The 21,413-nt window shown below is 68.7% G+C and carries 14 protein-coding genes; 3 read left to right on the forward strand and 11 right to left on the reverse strand.

All coding sequences use genetic code 11. The features are described 5' to 3' along the window. Nucleotides 1–58: 58 nt before the first annotated feature. The 4 genes from uvrD to C0541_RS19895 all read right to left on the reverse strand — a co-directional run bounded on the left by uvrD (nucleotide 59) and on the right by C0541_RS19895 (nucleotide 6,957). Nucleotides 59–2,245, reverse strand: coding sequence for a DNA helicase II (gene uvrD, locus C0541_RS19880; protein WP_115051081.1), 2,187 nt, complete (start codon nucleotides 2,243–2,245; stop codon nucleotides 59–61). A gap of 307 nt (nucleotides 2,246–2,552) precedes the next feature. Beyond that, nucleotides 2,553–3,947: an FAD/NAD(P)-binding protein gene (locus tag C0541_RS19885; protein WP_115051082.1), complete on the reverse strand. Its 1,395-nt coding sequence runs from the start codon at nucleotides 3,945–3,947 to the stop codon at nucleotides 2,553–2,555. A 267-nt stretch (nucleotides 3,948–4,214) separates the two neighbouring features. Further along, complete coding sequence (gene cls / locus C0541_RS19890; RefSeq protein ID WP_115051083.1) at nucleotides 4,215–5,633, reverse strand: cardiolipin synthase; 1,419 nt, start codon at nucleotides 5,631–5,633, stop codon at nucleotides 4,215–4,217. Nucleotides 5,634–5,646: 13 nt separating this feature from the next. After that, entirely contained in the window at nucleotides 5,647–6,957 is a 1,311-nt protein-coding gene (locus tag C0541_RS19895; RefSeq protein ID WP_115051084.1) for a LysR substrate-binding domain-containing protein, read from the reverse strand. 101 nt (nucleotides 6,958–7,058) lie between these two features. Between C0541_RS19895 and C0541_RS19900 the strand changes: the two genes are divergently transcribed. From C0541_RS19900 to C0541_RS19910, 3 genes are all read left to right on the forward strand, one after another. Continuing rightward, on the forward strand, nucleotides 7,059–7,730 hold the full coding sequence (locus C0541_RS19900; RefSeq protein WP_115051085.1) for a 4-carboxy-4-hydroxy-2-oxoadipate aldolase/oxaloacetate decarboxylase: 672 nt from the start codon (nucleotides 7,059–7,061) through the stop codon (nucleotides 7,728–7,730). After that, on the forward strand, nucleotides 7,723–8,778 hold the full coding sequence (locus tag C0541_RS19905) for a 4-oxalomesaconate tautomerase (protein ID WP_115051086.1): 1,056 nt from the start codon (nucleotides 7,723–7,725) through the stop codon (nucleotides 8,776–8,778). The genes C0541_RS19900 and C0541_RS19905 overlap by 8 nt, the downstream gene beginning before the upstream one ends. Before the next feature lie 234 nt (nucleotides 8,779–9,012). Continuing rightward, nucleotides 9,013–10,035, forward strand: coding sequence for an amidohydrolase family protein (locus tag C0541_RS19910; RefSeq protein ID WP_115051087.1), 1,023 nt, complete (start codon nucleotides 9,013–9,015; stop codon nucleotides 10,033–10,035). Between the two features lie 431 nt (nucleotides 10,036–10,466). Here the strand turns inward: C0541_RS19910 and rpmG are convergent, their stop codons facing one another. From rpmG to C0541_RS19950, 7 genes are all read right to left on the reverse strand, one after another. Then, complete coding sequence (rpmG, locus tag C0541_RS19915) at nucleotides 10,467–10,634, reverse strand: 50S ribosomal protein L33 (RefSeq protein ID WP_002809462.1); 168 nt, start codon at nucleotides 10,632–10,634, stop codon at nucleotides 10,467–10,469. Nucleotides 10,635–10,647: 13 nt separating this feature from the next. Continuing rightward, the gene (rpmB, locus tag C0541_RS19920) at nucleotides 10,648–10,884 is read right to left on the reverse strand and encodes a 50S ribosomal protein L28 (protein ID WP_002809459.1); all 237 of its coding nucleotides are present in this window, start codon (nucleotides 10,882–10,884) and stop codon (nucleotides 10,648–10,650) included. A 319-nt stretch (nucleotides 10,885–11,203) separates the two neighbouring features. Next, nucleotides 11,204–14,398 carry an efflux RND transporter permease subunit gene (locus C0541_RS19925; RefSeq protein WP_115051088.1) on the reverse strand — a complete coding sequence of 1,065 codons (3,195 nt, stop codon included), beginning with the start codon at nucleotides 14,396–14,398 and terminating at the stop codon, nucleotides 11,204–11,206. Between the two features lie 591 nt (nucleotides 14,399–14,989). Beyond that, the gene (locus C0541_RS19930) at nucleotides 14,990–16,252 is read right to left on the reverse strand and encodes an efflux RND transporter periplasmic adaptor subunit (protein WP_115051193.1); all 1,263 of its coding nucleotides are present in this window, start codon (nucleotides 16,250–16,252) and stop codon (nucleotides 14,990–14,992) included. A gap of 449 nt (nucleotides 16,253–16,701) precedes the next feature. Beyond that, the gene (locus C0541_RS19940; protein ID WP_115051089.1) at nucleotides 16,702–17,973 is read right to left on the reverse strand and encodes a TolC family protein; all 1,272 of its coding nucleotides are present in this window, start codon (nucleotides 17,971–17,973) and stop codon (nucleotides 16,702–16,704) included. A gap of 55 nt (nucleotides 17,974–18,028) precedes the next feature. Further along, the gene (locus C0541_RS19945; protein WP_161960172.1) at nucleotides 18,029–18,412 is read right to left on the reverse strand and encodes a hypothetical protein; all 384 of its coding nucleotides are present in this window, start codon (nucleotides 18,410–18,412) and stop codon (nucleotides 18,029–18,031) included. Nucleotides 18,413–19,277: 865 nt separating this feature from the next. Continuing rightward, complete coding sequence (locus tag C0541_RS19950; protein ID WP_115051090.1) at nucleotides 19,278–21,101, reverse strand: DUF885 domain-containing protein; 1,824 nt, start codon at nucleotides 21,099–21,101, stop codon at nucleotides 19,278–19,280. Nucleotides 21,102–21,413 lie beyond the last annotated feature (312 nt).

Raw genomic sequence — 21,413 nt, forward strand, 5'->3', positions numbered from 1 at the left:
GGACGCGGCTGCCGCCTACCGAACACACCCCGCGATGCAGTGCGATTGCACGCCCCGCCTAAATCACCGTCAGATTCGCGTAGGCCATCACCAGCCACTTGGCGCCGACGTCGTCGAACTGCACCTGCACGCGCGCATGCGCGCCGGCGCCTTCGTAGTCCACGACCACGCCGCCGCCGAACTTGGGGTGTTGGACATTGGCACCGAGCTTGATCGGTGCGGCTTCGACCACGCCGTGTACCGGGCCGCCGCGCGTGGCGCCCAGCGAGGCAGTGCGCGAGACCTGCACTTTCGGGCGTACCTCGTGCAGCAACTCGCGCGGGATTTCGCGCAGGAAGCGCGAGGGCACGTTGTAGTTGTCCTGGCCATGGATGCGCCGCGATTCGGCGTAGCACAGCACCAGTTTCTGGCGCGCGCGGGTGATGCCCACATAGGCCAGGCGTCGCTCTTCTTCCAGCCGGCCACTTTCTTCCAGCGAGCGTGCGCTCGGGAACAGGCCATCTTCCAGGCCGACCAGGAACACGATGGGGAATTCCAGGCCCTTGGCCGAATGCAGCGTCATCAGCTGCACGCCCTCTTCGCCGGCCTGGGCCTGGCCTTCGCCGGCCTCCAGCGAGGCATAGGCGAGGAAGGCGACCAGCTCGGTCATGCCCTGGCTGTCTTCATCGTCCGGGCGGGTGAAGCGCGAGGCCACCGACACCAGTTCGTCCAGGTTCTCGGTACGCGATTCCGAATCCAGTCCGCTGCGGCTTTCCTTGGCCCAATGCTCGCGCAGGCCCGAGCGCATCAGCACATGGTCGATGCGTTCGGCCAGTTCCATCTGTCCGGTTTCGGCATGCAACTGGCCGACCAGGCTCAGGAACGTGGCCAGCGCATTGCGGGCGCGCGCGGCCAGGGTGTTTTCCTGCGTGGACAGCATGGCCGCTTCCCACAGCGACAACGCATTGGCGCGTGCCAGGCGGCGCACTTCGTCCAGCGTACGGTCGCCGATGCCGCGCGTGGGCGTATTGACCGCGCGCTCGAACGCGGCATCGTCGCTGCGGTTGGTGAGCAGGCGCAGGTAGGCCAGCGCATCCTTGATTTCGGCACGCTCGAAGAAGCGCATGCCGCCGTACACGCGGTACGGCAGCTGCTCGGAAATCAGCGCCTCTTCCAGCGCGCGCGACTGCGCGTTGCTGCGATACAGCACCGCCACTTCGCCGTAGCTGCCGCCGTCACGCACCCACTGGCGCGCGCGCTCGACCACGTAGCGCGCCTCGTCGACCTCGTTGTAAGCCGCGTACAGGTCGATCGGATCGCCGTCGCCGGAGTCGGTCCATAGCTGCTTGCCGATGCGGTCCGGGTTGTGCGCGATCACCGCATTGGCCGCGCCCAGGATATTCGCGCTGGAACGGTAGTTCTGCTCCAGCCGCACGGTCTGCGCGCCGGGGAAATCCTTCAGGAAGCGCTGCACGTTCTCGACCTTGGCGCCACGCCAGCCATAGATGGCCTGGTCGTCGTCGCCGACCACGAACACATGCCCGCTCTCGCCGGCCAGCACGCGCACGAAGGCGTACTGGATGGCGTTGGTGTCCTGGAACTCGTCGACCAGGATCTCGCGGAAGCGCGCGCGGTAATGCGCCAGCAGGGCCGGGGTGTCGCGCAGCAGTTCATGCGCGCGCAGCAGCAACTCGGCGAAGTCCAGCAGGCCGGAGCGGTCGCAACGTTCCTGGTAGGCGGCGTAGACCTGCCGGCGCACCTCGGTCCAGTCGTCGTTGGGCTCGGGCTGGATATGCTGCGGACGGCGGCCTTCGTCCTTCTGCTCGTTGATCCACCAGCTCAGTTGCTTGGGCGGATACTTGCCCTCGTCCAGCTCCAGCGCCTGCACCACGCGCTTGACCAGCCGCAGCTGGTCGTCGCTGTCCATGACCTGGAAGCCTTCCGGCAGCCGCGCATCCTGCCAGTGCAGCCGCAGCAACCGATGCGCCAGCCCGTGGAAGGTGCCGATCCACATGCCGCGGCTGCCGTTGCGCAGCTGCAGGTCGGTGCGGTGGCGCATTTCGCCGGCGGCCTTGTTGGTGAAGGTCACCGCGAAGATGCCGTGATTGGGCACGCCCTGGACTTCGTTGAGCCAGGCGATGCGATGGATCAGCACGCGCGTCTTGCCGGAGCCGGCGCCGGCCAGCACCAGGTAATGCCCCGGCGGCGCGGAAACGGCCTCGCGCTGGGCGGGGTTTAAATGATCGAGCAAATGAGAGACATCCACCGCGCCATTTTACCGGTTGTGGCGTCGCTGCGGCTGAGATTGCGATGAAGCAGTTGGGAATGCGAGGCTGCGCTCGCACCCTCACCCGGCGCTTCACGCCACTTCTCCCGGCGGGAGAAGGACACAAAGCCCCTCTCCCCTCGGGAGAGGGGTTGGGGTGAGGGTACGGGGGCGAAGCAGTCGGCACATCACTTCTGAAGGCGCGTGGCGACGCGTTTGTCATTCCAGGCACTGGCAGATGTCTGAGGCGCACCCGCATCCGGCGCTACGCGCCACCTTCTCCCGGCGGAGAAGGGAGCGACGCCGATCAAACGCCGCCTGGCAGTCCCAACATATCCCGCGCAATCGCCGCTGCCTGCTCGCGCAGCTCCGGTACCGCCAGGCTCTCCCACAACGAACCGATCCGCAGGCTGCCGATCACCCGCAGCCGCGGATTGGCGCGCCCATCGGCATCGATCAGGCAGCCATCGGCATCGGTCTCCACCCCGATCCCATGCGGACCTGCGACCGCAATGCCCTGCCCCAGCAACTGCTGCAGCAGCGGGTTGCGCATCGCCTGCACGCGCATTTCCACGCCGGTGGCGTTGACCAGCGTCTGCACATCCAGCTGCAGCGCATGCCCGGCACTGGCGCCGGCACTGACCCGCACGCAGGCACCGGCCTGGTAGGCCACCTCCAGCCGCGCGCGATGCAGCTGCAGTTGCCCGCGCGCGCGCATCGCCTGCAACTGCGCATGCACCGGCGCGGCGATGCGATGACGATGCACATCCCAATAGCGCACCACATGGCGCAGGAAGCGGCGCTGGTCGGCAACCGACAGCGTTTGCCACAAGGCCTGGCTCAGCGGGCGCAGACGCTCCATCACGCTCTGCCAGGGCAGGCCTTGCGCCATCGCAGCCCGCGCATGCCGCCGCAGGCTGCGCATGCGCGCACGCAGCGACAGCGCCAGCAACGGCTGCGGATCGAAGTCCGCCGCACTGCAATGCGCCTGCGGCAACGGCAGCAGCCCATGCCGCGACACCACGTGCACCGCCCCGCGATGCGCCTGCGCAGCCAGCGTCACCACCGTGTCGGCCATGCTCAGTCCCGAGCCGACGATGCACACCGCCGCGTCCTGCGGCAACGCGGCGACCGCCTCGGTCTCCCAGGCTTCCACCCGCTGCGCTGCCGACAGGCCGGTGGCGCCGCGCAGTGGCAGCGGCCGCAACGCATTGCCCACCGCCAGCACCACGCTGCTGGCGTGCAGGGCCTGCCCATCGTCGAGCTGCAACAGCGCGCCATCGGCATCGCATTGCAGCGTCCGCACGCGGGCGCTGTACACGGTGAGCGTCGCCGGGCCCTGCGCACGTGCGGCCTGCAGGCGCTCGCGCAGGTACGGCGCGTAATGCCGGCGTCCGACGAAGTGCTGCGGCAGCTGCGCGTCCTCCAGCTCCGGGCAGCAGCTGTGCGCACGCAGGTAATCGACGAAATCCTGCGGCGCCTCCACCAGCGCGCTCATCCGCGCGGCGGGCACATTGAGCAGATGCTCGGGGCGCGTGGTGGCGTACGCCACGCCCTCGCCCAGCAGCGCGTGCGGCTCGATCAGTGCGATCTGCAGCGGCGCCACGGCCTGACGCAGCAGCTGCAGCGCCACCAGCACACCGGATGCGCCACCGCCAACGATGGCGATCACTGCATCGCCGGAATCACGCAGTTCAGTCATCGGGCAATTGTAGGCGATGCGTCGCGTCGCACCGATGACAGCGGCCGTGCCCGCCAGCACCGCCGGGATAGCCTCGTGCGGAGGGGCCGGGCGGCGGCGCCCGTCCGATGCAGCACTCGCCCGATGCGCCTGTCGTGGCGCGGGCAGACCTGCGCCCGGCCAGACCGTGCCGGCTCGTGCCTGCAATCACCACGACACCGACCGCCACGGGTATCCCCACGCGCCAACCGGCACCGTGCGTGCATGGACCATGCACGCACGCAACCACTACATCAACGCATCGGCCAGGCGTGCGATGCCCTCGCGGCTGCGGCGCCAGGCCGGGCGCGTACGCCACTGCTCCAGCTCCAGCTGGCGCGCGTTGGCCAGGTAATCCTGCTCGATCGCACGCAGCCGCTGCACCACGCCCGGGTCGTAGCACAGCATGCCGATCTCGGCGTTGAGCGCGAACGAGCGGATGTCCAGGTTGATCGAGCCGACCAGTGCGATGTCCTCGTCCATGCTCAGGTGCTTGGCATGCAGGAAGTGCGGGCGGTACAGCGCGATCTTGACCCCGCAACGCAGCAGCTCCTCGAAATACGCCTCCTGCGCCCACGCCGCCAGGACCTGGTTGTTGCTCTCCGACAGGATCAGCTGCACATCCACGCCGGACACCGCAGCGATGCGCAAGGCGCTGAGCAAGGCTTCGTCGGGGACGAAGTACGGCGTCACCAGCACCACCTTGCGGCGCGCCAGGTGGATCACCGCGTTGATCGCATCGCGTGCATTCTCGAACGGATACGCCGGCCCGCTGGGCAGCAGCTGGGTGGCGATGTTGGCCTCGCAGACCGGCGCATCCGGCCATACGTCCAGGCGCTGCCCGGTTTCGGTGAACCAGTCGCTGGCGAACACCGCTTCCAGATGATTGACCACCGGCCCGCGCACGCGCGCCACCAGCTCGCGATTGGGCACCCCGTCGATGAAGCCGGCCTCGGCCAGGTTCTGCGAGCCGACAAAGCCCACCTGGTTGTCGATCACCGCAATCTTGCGATGGTTGCGCAGATCCATGCGCCCGCTGCGCCGCCAGCGCAGGCCACCGGGCAGCACCGCCAGCACGTCCACCCCGGCCGCCTGCAGGCGCTGGCGATAGTGGCGCAGACCGCGCTTGGCACCGACCGCATCCAGCAGCACGCGGCAACGCACGCCGCGCGCACTGGCGCGTTGCAGCGCGGCGACCACCGCATCGCCCACCGCGTCGTCGAACATCAGGTAGTACAGCAGGTGGACGCGCTTTTCCGCCATGTCGATCGCGGTGATCAAGGCCTGCAGCGACTGCGTGTAATCGTCCAGCAATTCCACCGCATTGCCCAGCGTGGGCATGAAATCGCCCTGGCGTTCGATCAGCGGCACCACCTCGGCACTGCTGGTGTCCGCCTGCGGGGCCCAGCGCAGGGCATGCAGGGGCAATTGCTGCTCGCGGATCACCTGCGAGGCGGTGGCCTGGCGTTCGACCCGCAGCCGCGATAGCCACGGATGCCCGAACAGCAGATACAGCGGCAGGCCGACCACCGGCACGAAGCCGATCAGCAGCAACCAGCTGCGCGCCGCACCGGGCGTGGTACGGGTCGGAATCCACAATAGCGCGGCCAGGCGAATCACCCAGTCCAGCGCCAGCAGCCAGGTCCCTTGCAACCAGTCAGGCAACATCAGCGATCCGTTCTCAAGAAGGCTCCGATTCTGACCGCCCGGTGCGTGAACGCGACGCGGCGGATGTGTCCATCGGCACGCAATAACGAAATGGCCCGCCCTGCGCATCGGCCGGCTGCACGCGCTCGGCGCACACCTCCCGCAGCGTCTGCACGAACGCCGACTGCGCGCGGGTGGGATGCCAGTCGCTGCGCAGCGTCATGCCGATCTGGCGGCGCAGCTGCGGCCCGGCGTGGCCGATCTCGCACAACAGGCCGGCGCGGCGCTCGAACAGGAACTGGTCGCGCGACATCAGCGTGAGCCAGTCGCCTTCCAGCAGCAGCCCGCGGATGGTCAGCTCCGCGCCGCATTCGATGCGCAGCGCCGGCGGCTCGATCTGCTGATCGCGGAACATGCGCTCCCAGCGCGCGCGTACCGGCGTGCCGGTGGTGGCGATCACCCAGGGATAGTCCAGCAACTGCGCGAATGCATACGTGCGCCCGGCCAGCGGGTGGCCGCTGCGCGCCACGATCACCGGCTCGTCATCGAACAACGGCTCCTGCAGCACGTCGCGCAACGGCAACGGCTCGCGCAGCGCACCGATCAGTAGATCCAGCCCACCTTCGCGCAGATGCGCCAGCAGTTCGTCATACGGGCCTTCGACCACGTTGACGCCGGCACCGGGATGCGCACGCGCAAACCGCGCCAGGACCTGCGGCAGCAGGATCGCCCGCGCCAACGGCATCACCCCCAGCGCGATCCGGCCGGCGTGCTGCGAGCGCAACGCGCCCACGTCGTCCAGGCCGGCGCGCACTTCGGCCAGCGCCAGGCGCACCTGCCGCAGCAGCCGCGTGGCCACCGGGGTGGCTTGCATGGTCTTGCCGCGACGCACCGTCAGCGGCACCTCGATCACATCGGCCAGCGACTGCACTGCGCGGTAGATCGCCGGCTGCGAGACCCCGGCACGCGCCGCCGCCAGCGAGTAACTCCCCGCCACATCCACCGCGACCAGGGCCTGCAGCTGCCCCAGCGAAACCCGTCGCTCCAGCCCGGGGCGCACCGGCAGCCGCAGCGCCCGCCGCGCCACCCGGATGCCGCGCCCCAGTTGCGCCAACGCCCGCTCGATGCGCGGCACCAGCAGTTGCGTGGCCTCGGTGGCGACCATGCCGCCCGGATGCCGCTCGAACAGGCGCGCGCCGAGCTGCTGTTCCAGCCGCGCCACCGCCTGCGTCAATGCCGGCTGCGACAGGTTCACCTGCGGCGCGGCCGCGCTGATGCTGCCCAGCCGGTGTACCACGACCAGGGCATACAGATGACGAAGATTCGGCTCGGGGGTCGGCGGCATGTTCTAACTATAAGCAAAACCAATATGCATACCCCAAATGAATCTTGAGCCAGCAGGCGATCACCGCACAGACTCGGTGCACCCCTAACGAGGATGGATGGATGAGCCAGGTCGTCACCCGGATCGAGCGCACCCCGCTGGCCATCGTCGACGGGCTTGCGCAGGCCGGGGTGGCCACCGTGCACGAGGCGCAGGGGCGCAGCGGCCTGCTGCATCATCGGCTGCGCCCGATCTACGCCGGCTGCCGCATCGCCGGCACCGCCGTCACCGTGTCGATTCCGCCCGGCGACAACTGGATGATGCATGTGGCCATCGAGCAGCTGCAGGCCGGCGACGTGCTGGTGGTCGCGCCGACCAGCGACTGCTGCGACGGCTATTTCGGTGATCTGCTGGCCACCTCGGCGCAGGCGCGCGGCTGCCGCGGGCTGGTCATCGATGCCGGGGTCCGCGATGTGCGCGATCTCACGGCGATGCAGTTCCCCGCCTGGAGCCATGCGATCTGCGCGCAGGGCACCATCAAGGAGACGCTGGGTTCGGTCAACGTGCCGCTGGTCTGCGCCGGCGCACTGGTGCACCCGGGCGATGTGGTGGTGGCCGACGACGATGGCGTGTGCGTGGTGCCACGCGCCACCGCTGCCGCCGTGCTGGCCGAAGCGCAGGCGCGCGAGGCACGCGAGCTGATCAAGCGCGAGCGGCTTGCCAACGGCGAACTGGGCCTGGACATCTACGCCATGCGCGAGCGCCTGGCGGCCAAGGGCCTGCGTTATGTCTGAGCAGGTACGCGCGATGTGGATGCGCGGCGGCACCTCCAAGGGCGGTTTTTTCCTGGCCGACGAGTTGCCTGGCGACCGTGCCGCACGCGACGCCTTCCTGCTGCGCGCCTACGGCTCGCCGGATCTGCGCCAGATCGATGGCATGGGCGGCGCCGACCCGCTGACCTCCAAGGTGGCGGTGGTGTCGCGCTCGGCGCGCACCGATGCCGACGTGGACTATCTGTTCCTGCAGGTGTCGGTGGAACGGGCACAGGTCAGCGACGCGCAGAACTGCGGCAACATGCTGGCCGGGGTTGCGCCGTTCGCACTGGAACGCGGCCTGTTGCCGGCACGCGATGGCGAGACCGAGGTGCGCATCTTCATGCGCAACACCGGCACGCTGGCCACCGCCAGCGTGCAGACGCCCGGCGGCCAGGTGCGCTACGACGGCGACGCCCGCATCGACGGCGTGCCCGGCACCGCTGCGCCGATTGCGCTGGCCTTTGCCGGGATCGCCGGCTCCTCGTGTGGCGCCTTGCTGCCCACCGGCAACCATGTCGACACCCTGGATGGCGTGCAGGTCACGCTGATCGACAACGGCATGCCCTGCGTGGTGCTGCGCGCCAGCGATCTCGGCATCAGCGGTTACGAAGACCGCAACACGCTCGATGCCGACGATGCGCTGAAAAGTCGCCTGCAATCGCTTCGTCTACAGGCCGGCCCGTTGATGCGGCTGGGCGATGTCGCCGAGGCCACCGTGCCGAAGATGATGCTGGTCGCCGCCCCGCGCCACGGCGGCGCGATCAGCGTACGCTCGTTCATTCCGCACCGCTGCCATGCCTCGATCGGCGTACTCGGCGCGGTCACCGTGGCCACCGCCTGCCTGCTGCCCGGTTCGCCCGCGCATGCGCTGGCGCAGCTGCCCGGCGGCACCACGCAGCAGCTGCAGGTCGAACATCCCAGCGGTGCGAGCAGCTGCGTCATCACCGTAGACGCGCACGGCAAGGTGGTGCGTGCCGCGGTGCTGCGCACCGCACGCAAGCTGTTCGACGGGCAGCTGTATGGCTGAGCGGATGAATGCCCCAGCGGGCTGGATCGCTTGCCATCGCCCATGGCAGGCGCAGTACCTGCGCCTGCCATGGGGCGTGACCGGTTCCCCACGGCGTAGCAACCTACACGTGAACAAGCATGCGCACGCCGCAACCTACGTGGGCACCTGCCGCTTCCGCGCACCGCGTGCATGCATGTTCCGCGCATGCAGTGGTTGGCTCACCGATCCCGCTGCCTCGAAAAGACCCTCGCCATGATCATCGACTGCCACGGCCACTACACCACCGCGCCCGCGGCGCATGACACCTTCCGCAAGGCGCAGATCGCCCACTACGACGACCCGACCCTGCCCGCGCCGGTGTATCCGTCCATCTCCGACGATGCACTGCGCGAAAGCATCGAGCAGCACCAGCTGCGCCTGCTGCGTGAGCGCGGTGCAGACATGACGATCTTCTCGCCACGTGCCAGCACCATGGCGCACCATATCGGCGACGCAGCGGTCAGCCAGGTGTGGACGCGCCACTGCAACGACCTGATCGCGCGCGTGGTGCAGCTGTATCCGCACACCTTCATCGGCGTATGCCAGCTGCCGCAGTCGCCGGGCGTGCCGATCGCCCAATCGATCGCCGAGCTGGAACGTTGCGTCACCGAGCTCGGGTTTGTCGGCTGCAACCTCAACCCCGACCCCTCCGGCGGCCACTGGAGCGGCGTGCCATTGACCGATCGCGCCTGGTATCCGTTCTTCGAGAAGATGGTCGAGCTCGACGTGCCGGCGATGGTGCATGTGTCGGGCAGCTGCAATGCCAACTTCCACGCCACCGGTGCGCATTACCTCAACGCCGATACCACCGCGTTCATGCAGTTTCTCGAAGGCGACCTGTTCGCCGATTTCCCGGACCTGCGCTTCATCATCCCGCACGGCGGCGGCGCGGTGCCGTATCACTGGGGCCGCTTCCGCGGCCTGGCCGACATGCTCGGCAAGCCACCGCTGTCCACGCATGTGATGCGCAATGTGTTCTTCGATACCTGCGTGTATCACCAGCCCGGCATTGACCTGCTGTTCGAGGTCATCGACATCGACAACATCCTGTTCGGCTCGGAGATGGTCGGTGCGGTGCGCGGCATCGACCCCCAGACCGGCCAGTACTTCGACGACACCAAGCGCTATATCGATGCCCTGGCGATATCCGACGCCGACAGGCGCAAGGTGTTCGAAGGCAATGCGCGGCGGGTGTATCCGCGACTGGATGCGCAATTGCGCGCGCGCGGGCTGTAACCCTCGCCCCACAGTGGCGGATGAGGGGCGCCTCGGAGAGCGGTCAACGCCTGGGACGTCAAACGCGTCGCTACGCGTCTTCAGAAGTAAAACACCGACTGCTTCGCCTCGAACTGCAAACTACTGACGGTGCGCGCGATCGAAAGAACGACGTCTCGCTCCCTTCTCCCACCGGGAGAAGGTGCCCCGCAGGGGCGGATGAGGGTACGGGCGAAGCCTCTGGCACTAAAGCTACTGCGAGTGGCTTCGCCCCCGTACCCTCACCCCTACCCCTCTCCCGCAGGGAGAGGGGATGCAGTCCGCCGAGTTGTATTGGCCCAGGACGTGTGCGGATTAACACCTTGGTTGCGGTAAACCCGCAGCACACCGCACAAACGCAAACACCCGCCTTGCGGCGGGTGTTTGCTGGATGCAGATCGGTAATCGGTGGATTACTTGATCTTGCCTTCCTTGTACATCACGTGCTTACGCACGACCGGGTCGTATTTCATCATTTCCATCTTCCCCGGAGTGTTCTTCTTGTTCTTGTCCGTGGTGTAGAAGTGGCCGGTAGCGGCCGAGGAAATCATACGAATCTTGTCACGCTTGCCTTTTGCCATGACTGCTTACTCCTCAGACCTTTTCGCCGCGCGCACGCAGCTCTTTCAGAACGGCATCAATCCCGTTCTTGTCGATGGTGCGCAATGCATGCGCGGAGACACGGAGCTTCACCCAACGGTTCTCGCTGGCGACCCAGAAGCGGCGCTCGTGCAGGTTGGGCAGGAAGCGACGACGGGTTCTGTTGTTTGCGTGGGAGACGTTGTTACCCGTCTGCACACGCTTGCCGGACACTTGGCATACGCGGGACATTACGCACCTCGATAAATGAATTGCCACCCATAGCCTGGGGAGCGGCGGCCCCGACAGCATCAAGCTGCCACGCAACGTTGGGAATCAAGAACTTACGCTGGGAACAAGCCGGCAACCCCATCGCGCTGGGTGCCGCCATCCGGAGCGATCCGGGCACAGCGAGCCGCGCATTATGCACGGCAATTCCTTGCGCCGCAAGCACTTAGCCTGCACCAGCGTCGTGCGCCGCCTGGCGCCCGGCAGCCATTGCCGACCCGGCCGACGGTGGCTGCGGCCATTCGGATCCCGGCAGACGCGCCTGCCGGGATCGTGTCACGGCTCAACCCACCGCCGTCGGTGCAGGCCGCCCCGGCCGCTCACGGTGCAGCCAGCGGTACAGCACCGGCAGCACCAGCAAGGTCAGCAGGGTGGACGAGACGATGCCGCCGATCACCACCGTGGCCAGCGGGCGCTGCACCTCGGCCCCGGCGCCGACGTTGAAGGCCATCGGCACAAAGCCCAGGGCGGCCACCAGCGCGGTCATCAGCACCGGGCGCAGGCGACTCAGCGCGCCTTCGCGCAGTGCCTGCTCCAGCGACAGGCCCTCGGCCCGCAGGCTGCGCACGAAGGCGATCATCACCAAGCCGTTGAGCACCGCCACCCCCGACAGCGCGATGAAGCCGACGCCGGCGGAGATCGACAAGGCCAGGCCGCGCAGCGCCAAGGCCACCACGCCACCGGTCAAGGCCAGCGGCACGCCGCTGAACACCACCAGCGCATCGCGCAGCGAGCCGAACGACCAGTACAGCAGCGCGAAGATCAGCAGCAAGGTCCCCGGCACCACCCAGGCCAGGCGCTGGCCGGCGGAGATCAGTTGCTCGAAGGTACCGCCGTAGCCGATCCAGTAGCCGGTGGGCAGCACCACCTCGGCCTGCACGCGCTGCTGCACCTCGGCGACGAATCCGCCCAGGTCGCGGTCGCGCACGTTGGCGGTGATCACGATGCGGCGCTTGCCGTCCTCGCGATTGATCTGGTTGGGCCCGAGCACCGTTTCGACCTTGGCGACCTCGCGCAGCGGCACCGTGGTCGGCTCGCCACTGCGCCAACCGGCCGCGCGGCTGGACTCGTCGGCGTCGGCGCGCTCGCCATCGCCGCGCAGCGGGATCGGCAGATCGGCCAACGCCGTCGGATCCTGCCGCAGGCCTTCGGGCAGCCGCACCACGATGTCGAACCGGCGGTCGCCTTCGAACAGCTGCCCGGCCGCCTGCCCGCCCACCGCCGCCGCCACCGTGTCCTGCACCACGCCGGGATTGAGCCCGTAGCCAGCCAGTGCAGCGCGGTCGGGCACCACTGCCAGCATCGGCAGGCCGGTGGCCTGCTCCAGGCTCACGTCGGCTGCGCCCGGCACGGTGCTGGCGACTTCCTGCACGCGCTGCCCAAGCTTCACCAGAGTCTCCAGATCGTCGCCGTAGACCTTGATCGCCACGTCCGCCCGCACGCCGGAAATCAGCTCGTTCATGCGCATCTGGATCGGCTGGGTGAACTCGTAGTTGTTGCCGGGCAGCTGCTTCACCGCTTCCTCGATCTCGGCCACCAGTTGCGCCTTGGGCTTGCGCGGGTCCGGCCATCGTTCGCGCGGATGCATGATCAGGAATGTATCGGCCACCGACGGCGGCATCGGATCGGTGGCCACTTCGGCGGTGCCGAGCTTGCCGAACACATGCGCCACTTCCGGAAACTGCTTGATGCGTTTTTCCAGCGTGGATTGCATGGTGATGGCCTGTTCCAGGCTGGTGCCGGGAATGCGCAAGGCGTGCAGCGCGATATCGCCCTCGTCCAGGTTCGGGATGAACTCGCTGCCCAGGCGCGTGGCCAACACCGCGCACAGCGCCACCGCCGCCACCGCACCGAGACCGACCCAACGGCCGTGACGCAGCGCGCGATCCAGCAGCGGCGCATACACGCCGCGCGCCCAGCGCATCGCGCGGTTTTCGTGCTCGGCCACCTTGCCGCCGAGCAGCAAGGCGATCGCCGCCGGCACGAAGGTCAGCGACAACAGCATCGCACCGCTCAGCGCCAGCACCACGGTGATCGCCATCGGGTGGAACATCTTGCCTTCGATACCGGTCAGCGCGAACACCGGCAGATATACCGCGGTGATGATGCCCAGACCGAACAGGCTGGGGCGGATCACCTCGGCCGTGGCGTCGGCGGTCAATTCGAAACGCTCATCGCGCTCGAGCACCCGCCCCAGGCGCAGCTGCGCCTGGCCGAAGCGGCGCAAACAGTTCTCCACGATGATCACTGCGCCATCGACGATCAGGCCGAAATCCAGCGCGCCCAGGCTCATCAGGTTGCCGGACACGCCACCGCGCACCATGCCGGTGAGCGTGAACAACATCGCCAGCGGAATCACCGCCGCGGTGATCAGGGCCGCACGCACATTGCCCAGCAGCAGGAACAGCACCACGATCACCAGCAACGCGCCTTCGATCAGGTTCTTGGCGACGGTGACGATGGTGCGGTCCACCAGTGCGGTGCGGTCGTAGACCGGCACCGCCTGCACACCGGCGGGCAAGCTGGCATTGGCCACTTTCAAGCGCTCGGCGGCCGCCTGCGCCACGGTGCGGCTATTGGCGCCGACCAGCATGAACACCGTACCGAGCACCACTTCGCTGCCGTCCTGGGTGGCCGCACCGGTACGCAACTCGCGGCCCTCGCCGACCTGCGCCACATCGCGCACCCGGATCGGCACACCCTCGCGTCGATCCAGCACGATCGCGCCGATCTGCGCGATGTCATCCACCTGCCCCGGCACCCGCACCAGGAACTGCTGGCCGTTACGTTCGATATAGCCGGCACCGATATTGCGATTGTTCGCTTCCACCGCGCGCGCCACGTCGTCCAGCGTGAACCCCAGTGCGACCAGGCGTGCCGGATCAGGCGTGATGTGGATCTGCCGCGCGTAGCCGCCGATGGTATTGACCTCGGTCACGCCGGGCACGTTGCGCAACTGCGGCCGCACCACCCAATCCTGCAGGGTGCGCAGATCGGTGGCCGTCCACGCGCTGCCATCGGGCTTGCGCGCATTCGGCCTGGCTTCGACCGTGTACATGAAGATCTCGCCCAGGCCGGTGGCGATCGGCCCCAGCTGCGGCTCCAGGTCGGCCGGCAGTTGCGACTTGACCTGCTGCAGCCGCTCGGCCACCTGCTGCCGCGCAAAGTACAGATCGGTGCCATCGGCAAACACGGCGGTGACCTGCGACAGGCCGTAGCGCGACAACGAGCGCGTGGACTCCAGCCCCGGCAATCCCGCCAGCACCGTCTCCAGCGGGAACGTCACCCGCTGCTCCGATTCCAGCGGCGAATACCCCGGCGCGGCCGTATTGACCTGCACCTGCACATTGGTGATGTCCGGTGTCGCATCGATCGGCAGGCGCGAAAAACTCCACGCGCCGATCGCAATCAACACCCCCGTCAGCGCCAGCATCAACCAGCGTTGCGCGATCGCAAACCGGATGATGTTGGTCAGCATGACAGGCCCCTCCGTGCAGACCTGGCACCACACGGCGCCGAGCGCCGCCCTCGTCGTCTCACCAACCGACGACGACGCCTCCCTATCGCGGTGCAACACAGCACCCCGAACGAACACCCAGCCACACACCCGCACCACTGCGGTTGCGGTTGCGGTTGCTGCTGTTGTTGTTGCTGCTGTTGTTGCTGTTGCTGTTGTTGCTGTTGGTGCTGTTTGCTTTCGGGGCCCCATACCGCAGCGGCAGGGCCGGCAGATACAACCCGCAGGGCGGCGCGCATGGATGCGCGTCGTTTTTGTAAGGGACAGGGATGTCCCTTACAAAAATTTCTGCCGGACTTGCGAACCCGCAGCGCCGCAGGCGCGGAGGGCGCGAGGACGGGATGTGCTTTCTTTTTGGTTACTTTTTCTTTGCACAAGCAAAGAAAAAGTGACTCGCGCCCGCCAGGGCGTGAAAGCCTTTGCCCTAGCCCGACAGCGCGCAAAGGTCTTTGCTCGAGCATGGAAGGGCGCGAATGCCTTGGACGTGGCGCGTCACCCTTCGCCCACCAAACGCCCCCACTCGACGACGCGATGCCGCCCACACCAGCGCGCTCAATGATCATGCGATGCCCCCGACTTTTCGATGTCGGCCTTGACCAGATAGCTCTGCTCCACCACCACCGTATCGCCCACCGCCACACCCGACACCACCTGCACCTGTTGCGCATCGCGCGCGCCCAGGGTCACCGGCCGCGCTTCGTACACATCGCCCACGCGCACGAACACCACCTCCCAGTCGCGAAACTGCTGCAAGGCGCCCACCGGCACCACCATCGCCGCCGGCTGCTGCGCCACCGTCACCCTTGCCTTGACGGCGGAGCCCGGCCGCCACAGGCCGTCGTTGTTGCGCAAGACCGCGCGCGCCACCGTGCTCTGGCTGGCGGTCGCGGTGCCCGGCAACACGCGCTCCAAGGTGGTCTGCGCCACCACGCCATCGCTGATGCGCGTCACCGTCACCGGTGCGCCGGCAGTGATGTGCCCGGCATCGGCGCCGAAGATGTGCAGATCCACCCACAGGCTCGACAGGTCGGCAATCTCGAACAGCGCCTGGCCTTCGCTGGCGTTGCTGCCCAGGCTGGCGTTGCGGGCGAGCACGGTGCCGCCGATCGGTGCGCTGACCGGATACGTGGTCAGGCTCAGATTGCTCTCCACCGTGGCCAGCACCTGGCCGGCGCGCACCTGGTCGCCGACGTTGACGCGCAGGCTGCGCACCGGCCCGGGAAAACGCGCGGTGGCCTGCGCCTGCGCGCCTTCCGCCGGCGTCAGCAGACCCTGCACTTCGTGCTGGTCGGCGATGCTGCCGGGACCGACCGGCGCGACCCGGATGCCGGCGTCCTGCGCAATCTTCGCGGCGATGGTGGTGCGGCCTTCATAGCTGGGATAGGCCCAGCGATGCGGCTTGCCCTGCACGGTGGCGCGCACCTCCACATCGAACGAATGCGGCTCGCCGACCGTGCTGTCGGCCAGCAGGCTGCCGTCGTCGCGCGCGCGCAAGCGATGCACTTCGTGGACGCCGCCGAGCCGGGTCAAACGCACTTCGACAGTGCCGGCGCCGGGCGGTAACGGTTTGCCGTCGCGGTACAGCCAGGCGCGATAGGTCGGCGGCGTGCCGTCTTCGGCAATCGCCAGCTCCACGCTGTCGCCGTCCTTGCGCAGCAGGCGCCCGCCGTGCGCGCCTTTTTCGGCGTCGTCGCCATGTGCGTCGGCCTCGCCCTCGGCACCGGGCGTTGCGTGGTCATGTGCTTCTTCGCCATTGCGGCCGCAGCCGCCCAGCAGCAGCGCCAGCAACAGCGGCGCGATCAGAAAACGTGTCATCGAGAGAAATCCTGGTTGGCGCCGGCGCAGTGCGCCGGGCGAACGAACGAAGAAGGCATGCGCCGGATGCGCCAGCTGCGCGGTAGGCGCGGTAGGCGCGGTAGGCGCGAGCATCTCTTGGCAAATGCTGGATGCCGACGCGGCTGCGGCTGCGGCTGCGGCTGCGGGTGCGGTTGCGGTTGCGGTTGCGGTTGCGGGTGCGGGTGCGGCTGCGGGTGCGGCTGCGGGTGCGGCTGCGGGTGCGGGTGCGGCTGCGGGTGCGGCTGCGGGTGCGGCTGCGGGTGCGGCTGCGGGTGCGGGTGCGGGTGCGGTTGCGGTTGCGGTTGCGGCTGCGGCTGCGGCTGCGGCTGCGGCTGCGAACGCCGATGCCGCAGCCGGCACCGACAGCGGCGCAGCACACCCCAACCGAGGCATCCAGGCCGTGGGAAAACGCGCAGCGTCAGTCGCGCTCATGGCGCCACCTGCGCAGCGCTGTCGACCACGAACGGCTGCCCGGTCAAACGCTGGATCTCGATCAGCGCAGTCTGCGCTTCCGACGCCGCGGCCAGCTGCTGCTGGCGTGCATCGCTCCGTTGTGCCTGCAGCTGTGCCCAGTCCAGATAACTGGTGGCGCCGGCGCGGTAGGCGCGCTCGGCGGCGGCATCGGCGCGCGCAAGTGCGGGCAGCACATCGCTGCGCATGCGCGTCACTTCCAGCTGCGCGGCGCGGTAGCGGCCATGCGCGTCGGCCAGCGTGGTGTAGAGCGACAGCGCCTGCGCCTGGCGTTCGATCTCCAGCAACGACAGCTCCGCCTCGGCGGCGCGGATCTCCGGTTGCGCGCGCGCGGCGCTGCCCAGCGCCAGCGAAACGCTGCCGAGCACTGCGGTGGCGTCGTTGGCTTCGAGCCGGCGCACGCCCACCTGCCAGTCCAGGTCCGGGCGCGCCTGGCTGCGTGCCAGCCGCACCCGCGCCTCGCGCGCGCGCTGCTCGCCGTTCAGGCGCGCCAGTTCGGGGGTGGCGTCGAGCAACTGCGCCAGCACCTCGAAGTCGGGAATCGCCGGCAGCTGCAGCGGGTCGCCGGTGACCTCGCCGAAGTCCGGCGTGCGCTGCCCCCACAGCACGGCCAGCTGGCGGCGTGCGGCCAGCAGCTCCTGCTGCGCGCGATCGCGCTCCAGTTCCGCGCGCGCCTGCAGGGCCTGGGCGGTCAGCAGCACCGATTCGGGCGAGGCGCCGGCCTGCAGCCGCTGGCGCGCGGCACTGACGGTGCGCTGCCGCTGCGCCAGGGTTTCCAGCGCGACCGCCTGCCGTTGCGCGGCCATGCCGATGGCCAGATAGCGCCGCGCCACCTCGGCCAGCACATCCAGGCGCGCCAGCGCGCGTTGCGGGGCCAGTGCGTCGATGCGTGCCTGGGCCAGGGTGCGGCGTGCATCCAGCTTGCCGCCGCGTTCCAGCACGCCAGCCAGGGTGACGGTGAGTTCGGCCTGGTCCAGCGCGCGGGTCGGGCCGGTGCCGAACACGTTTTCCAGTTCGGCGCCGATGCGCAACGGCGGGCGCAGCGCGTCGCGCTCGGCCTCGGCGGTGAGGACCGCGCGCTGGCCATCGGCCAGGCGCAGGTCGGGGTGCTGCCGGGCGACGCGCGCGATGGCGTCGTCCAGGGTCAGCACGGGTTTGGGCGGTGCGTCCTGCGCCACGGCGCAGGGCACGACCGCGAAGACGGCCAGTGCCGTCAGTCGCAACCACATGAGGGTGTCTCCGGAATCGGGATCGATGGACAGGCCGGCAGCTGCCGGCGATGCATCAGGCCGCGATCGGGGGACGCAATCCGGTCTCGCTCAGGTGCGAGCGGTAGTGCACGAACACGGCCACCGGCTGGGCCTGCGCATGCATGGACAACGGCAGCCAGGCCAGCGCCGGCAAGACGGCGGGATTCTGGCCGTGGCAGTAGCCGCTATGCATCAGGGCGTGCATCAGGCCGGCCCCGTCGCGCTCGCCGGCATCGCCTTCGTCGGCGCCGTCATGGCCATGCGGTGCGGTGTCTTGCAGGTGCATCTGGTCGTGCGCCAGCGCATGCACGTCGCCCAGCGCGCAGGCCACCGGTGCGACCAGCACGCCCATGGCCAGCACCGCCAGCGCCATCAGGCGCAGCAAGGGGTGCAACAGGCGGGCGCGACGCAGCAGCATGGGCGCAGCGTATCGGGGCCGGGACGGTTACACAATCGCATGCGCAGCCGGGCGCGCAGCGTCGTAGGAGCGGACCTGGCCGCGACGCCGTCGGGTCGGGATGGGGCCGGACCGATGGCATCACGCCGAGATGTGGCTGCGCGCGCATAGCGTGCGGATGGTCGGTCGCCACCTACGATGACCTGGATGCTCCAGGCCGCGGCGGTGCCAGGGTCGGGACGGCCGTCGCGGCCGGGTCCGCTCCTACGTGGGCGGACCGTTGCGCCGGGTCTGGCTGGGGCGCGTTGGGTCAGAGATGGGACGGGACGGGACGGTTACACACCCGCATGCGCAGCCGGGCGCGCAGCGTCGTAGGAGCGGACCTGGCCGCGACGCCGTCGGGCCGGGATGGGGTCGGACCGATGGCATCACGCCGAATTATGGCTGCGCGCGCATAGCGTGCGGATGGTCGGTCGGTCGCCACCTACGATGACCTGGATGCTCCAGGCCGCGGCGGTGCCGGGGTCGGGACGGCCGTCGCGGCCGGGTCCGCTCCTACGTGGGCGGACCGTTGTGCCGGATCAGGCTGCGGCGCGTTGGGTCAGCGATGGGACGGGACTGGACGGGACGGTTACACACTCGCATGCGCAGCCGGGCGCGCAGCGCCGTAGGAGCGGACCTGGCCGCGACGCCGTCGGGCCGGGATGGGGTCGGACCGATGGCATCACGCCGAGATGTGGCTGCGCGCGCATAGCGTGCGTGCGTGCGTGCGGTCGGTCGGTCGCCACCAACGATGACCTGGATGCTCCAGGCCGCGGCGGTGCCGGGGTCGGGACGGCCGTCGCGGCCGGGTCCGCTCCTACGTGGGGCGGACAGTTTTCCTGGGTCAGGGCGCGGCAGCGCTGGACTTTTTGGACGTTGCCGGGCGCGCCTTGCTCTCGGCGATAAACGCACGTACCTGCTGTTCCAGCACCGGCAAGGTCACTGAGCCCTGCTTCAACACCGCGTCGTGGAAGGCCTTGATGTCGAAGCGGTCGCCCAGCGCCTGTTCGGCCTCGGCACGCAGCTTGACGATGCTGATCTCGCCCAGCTTGTAGCTCAGCGCCTGGCCGGGCCAGGAGATGTAGCGGTCCACCTCGGTGGTGACCTCGTGCTCGCTCAGCGCAGTGCGCTCGCGCAGGTAGGCCAGCGCCTGCTCACGACTCCAGCCGTCGTGGTGCACGCCGGTGTCGATCACCAGCCGGCAGGCGCGCCACATCTCATAGGTGAGCCGGCCGAATTCCTCGTACGGGGTCTCGTAGATGCCCATCTCCTGGCCAAGCTTTTCGGTATACAGCGCCCAGCCTTCGCCGTAGGCGGAGATGTAGTTTTCGCGGCGGAACGCCGGCTGGTCGCCCTGCTCCAGCGCCAGCGAGCCCTGCAGCGAGTGCCCGGGCGAGGACTCGTGCAGGGTCAGCGCCGGCAGGTTGTACAACGGCCGCGATGGCAGGTTGTAGGTATTGACCCAGTAGGTGGTGGCGCCACCGCGGCCGGCGGTCCAGAACGGGGCGATATCGTCCGGCACCGGCTTGATGGTGAAGCGCCCGCGCGGCAGCGTGCCGATGAACCTGCCGACCTGCCCGTCCACGCGCTTGGAGATCCACGCAGCGCGATCGAGCAGTTCCTGCGGGGTCTTGGCATAGAACTGCGGGTCGGTGCGCAGGAAAGTCAGGAACTGCGCGAAGCTGCCCTTGAAACCGACCTGCTTGATGATCGCGTCCATCTGCGCCTGGATGCGCGCCACCTCGTCCAGGCCGATCTGGTGGATCTGCTCCGGGGTCAGCTCCAGCGTGGTGTATTCGCGGATCTGCTGGCGATAGAACGCCTTGCCGTCGGGCAGCGCTTCGGCCGCCAGCGTGGTGCGCGCCTTGGGCATGTACTCGTCGCGGAAAAAGCCCAGCAGCTTGGCGTAGGCCGGCAGCACCGCGGTGCTCAGCGCGGCCTTGGCCTGCTCGCGCAGCTGCGCCTGTTCGGCAGCGGGGATCTGCGCCGGCAGCTGCTTGAACGGGGCGTAGAAGGTCGACCGGGTCGGATCCTTCACATCTGCCACGGTGGCGATGGAAACATCGCGGCCATCGAGCACCGCGCGCGGCACGCTGAACCCGCGTGCCAGGCCGGCACGCATGTTGGCGGTCTGCTGGTCGAAGTAGCGCGGCACGTCGTTCAGGCGTGCGATGTAGGCGCGGTACTCGGCGGCCGTCTTCATCGGCCGTTGCGCCATGAAGCCGAGGTTGGACCAGAACGAGCTGTCCGAATTGAACGGCATCTCGTACAGGCGCAGGCGTACTTCGGCGGCGAGGTTTTCCACCTGCGGGCGGTAGATCGCGTAGTTGACCTGGTTGGCGGGCGAGAGCTGTTTCGGGTCGATGCCGTCGAGCTGCTTGAGCACGCCGTCCCATACCGCCAGGCGCGCCTGCTGCGCGGCCGGGCCGACGTCGGGCAGATGGGTGTTGTCGCCGGTGCTGTCGCTGTCCTCGTCGGCCTGGCCGGTCTCGGCCTGGCGCCAGCTCCACTCTTTCTCGTAGATGGCGCGGAAGCGCGCATCGGCGGGGCGCTCGGCGGTCGGCGTGGCGGGCGCCGCTGGTGCCGGTGCGGCGGCCTGCGCCGAGCTGGCGGCGAAGCTTGCGCCCAGCAGGGCGAGCGAGAGTGCGGTGGCGAGTGGAGAGGTCACGTGCGAAAAACCTGATCTGGAGCGAACGCCCGATCATGGCACCCCACGCGTGAGCTGCCATGGGCCGGAAGTCCCAACGCGGACTGGCGCCGTGGTGTGGCTGGAGTGTCGGTCGCAGCCCCCATCCGCCCTGCGGGCACCTTCCCCCGCAGGCGGGGGAAGGGACTTGGTAGGTTGCCGAGGGGTTGTCGGTCATTCCTCCGACAGGTCGGTCACTTCTCCGACGGGTCTGTTACCTCTCCGCCGGATCGGTCATCTCTCCGGCGGGGGGAGGGACTGCCGTTCTAGACGAGGGCAGTGTTCGTTCCGCTT

The organism is Xanthomonas arboricola (assembly GCF_003353015.1).
Lineage (GTDB): Bacteria > Pseudomonadota > Gammaproteobacteria > Xanthomonadales > Xanthomonadaceae > Xanthomonas > Xanthomonas arboricola_E.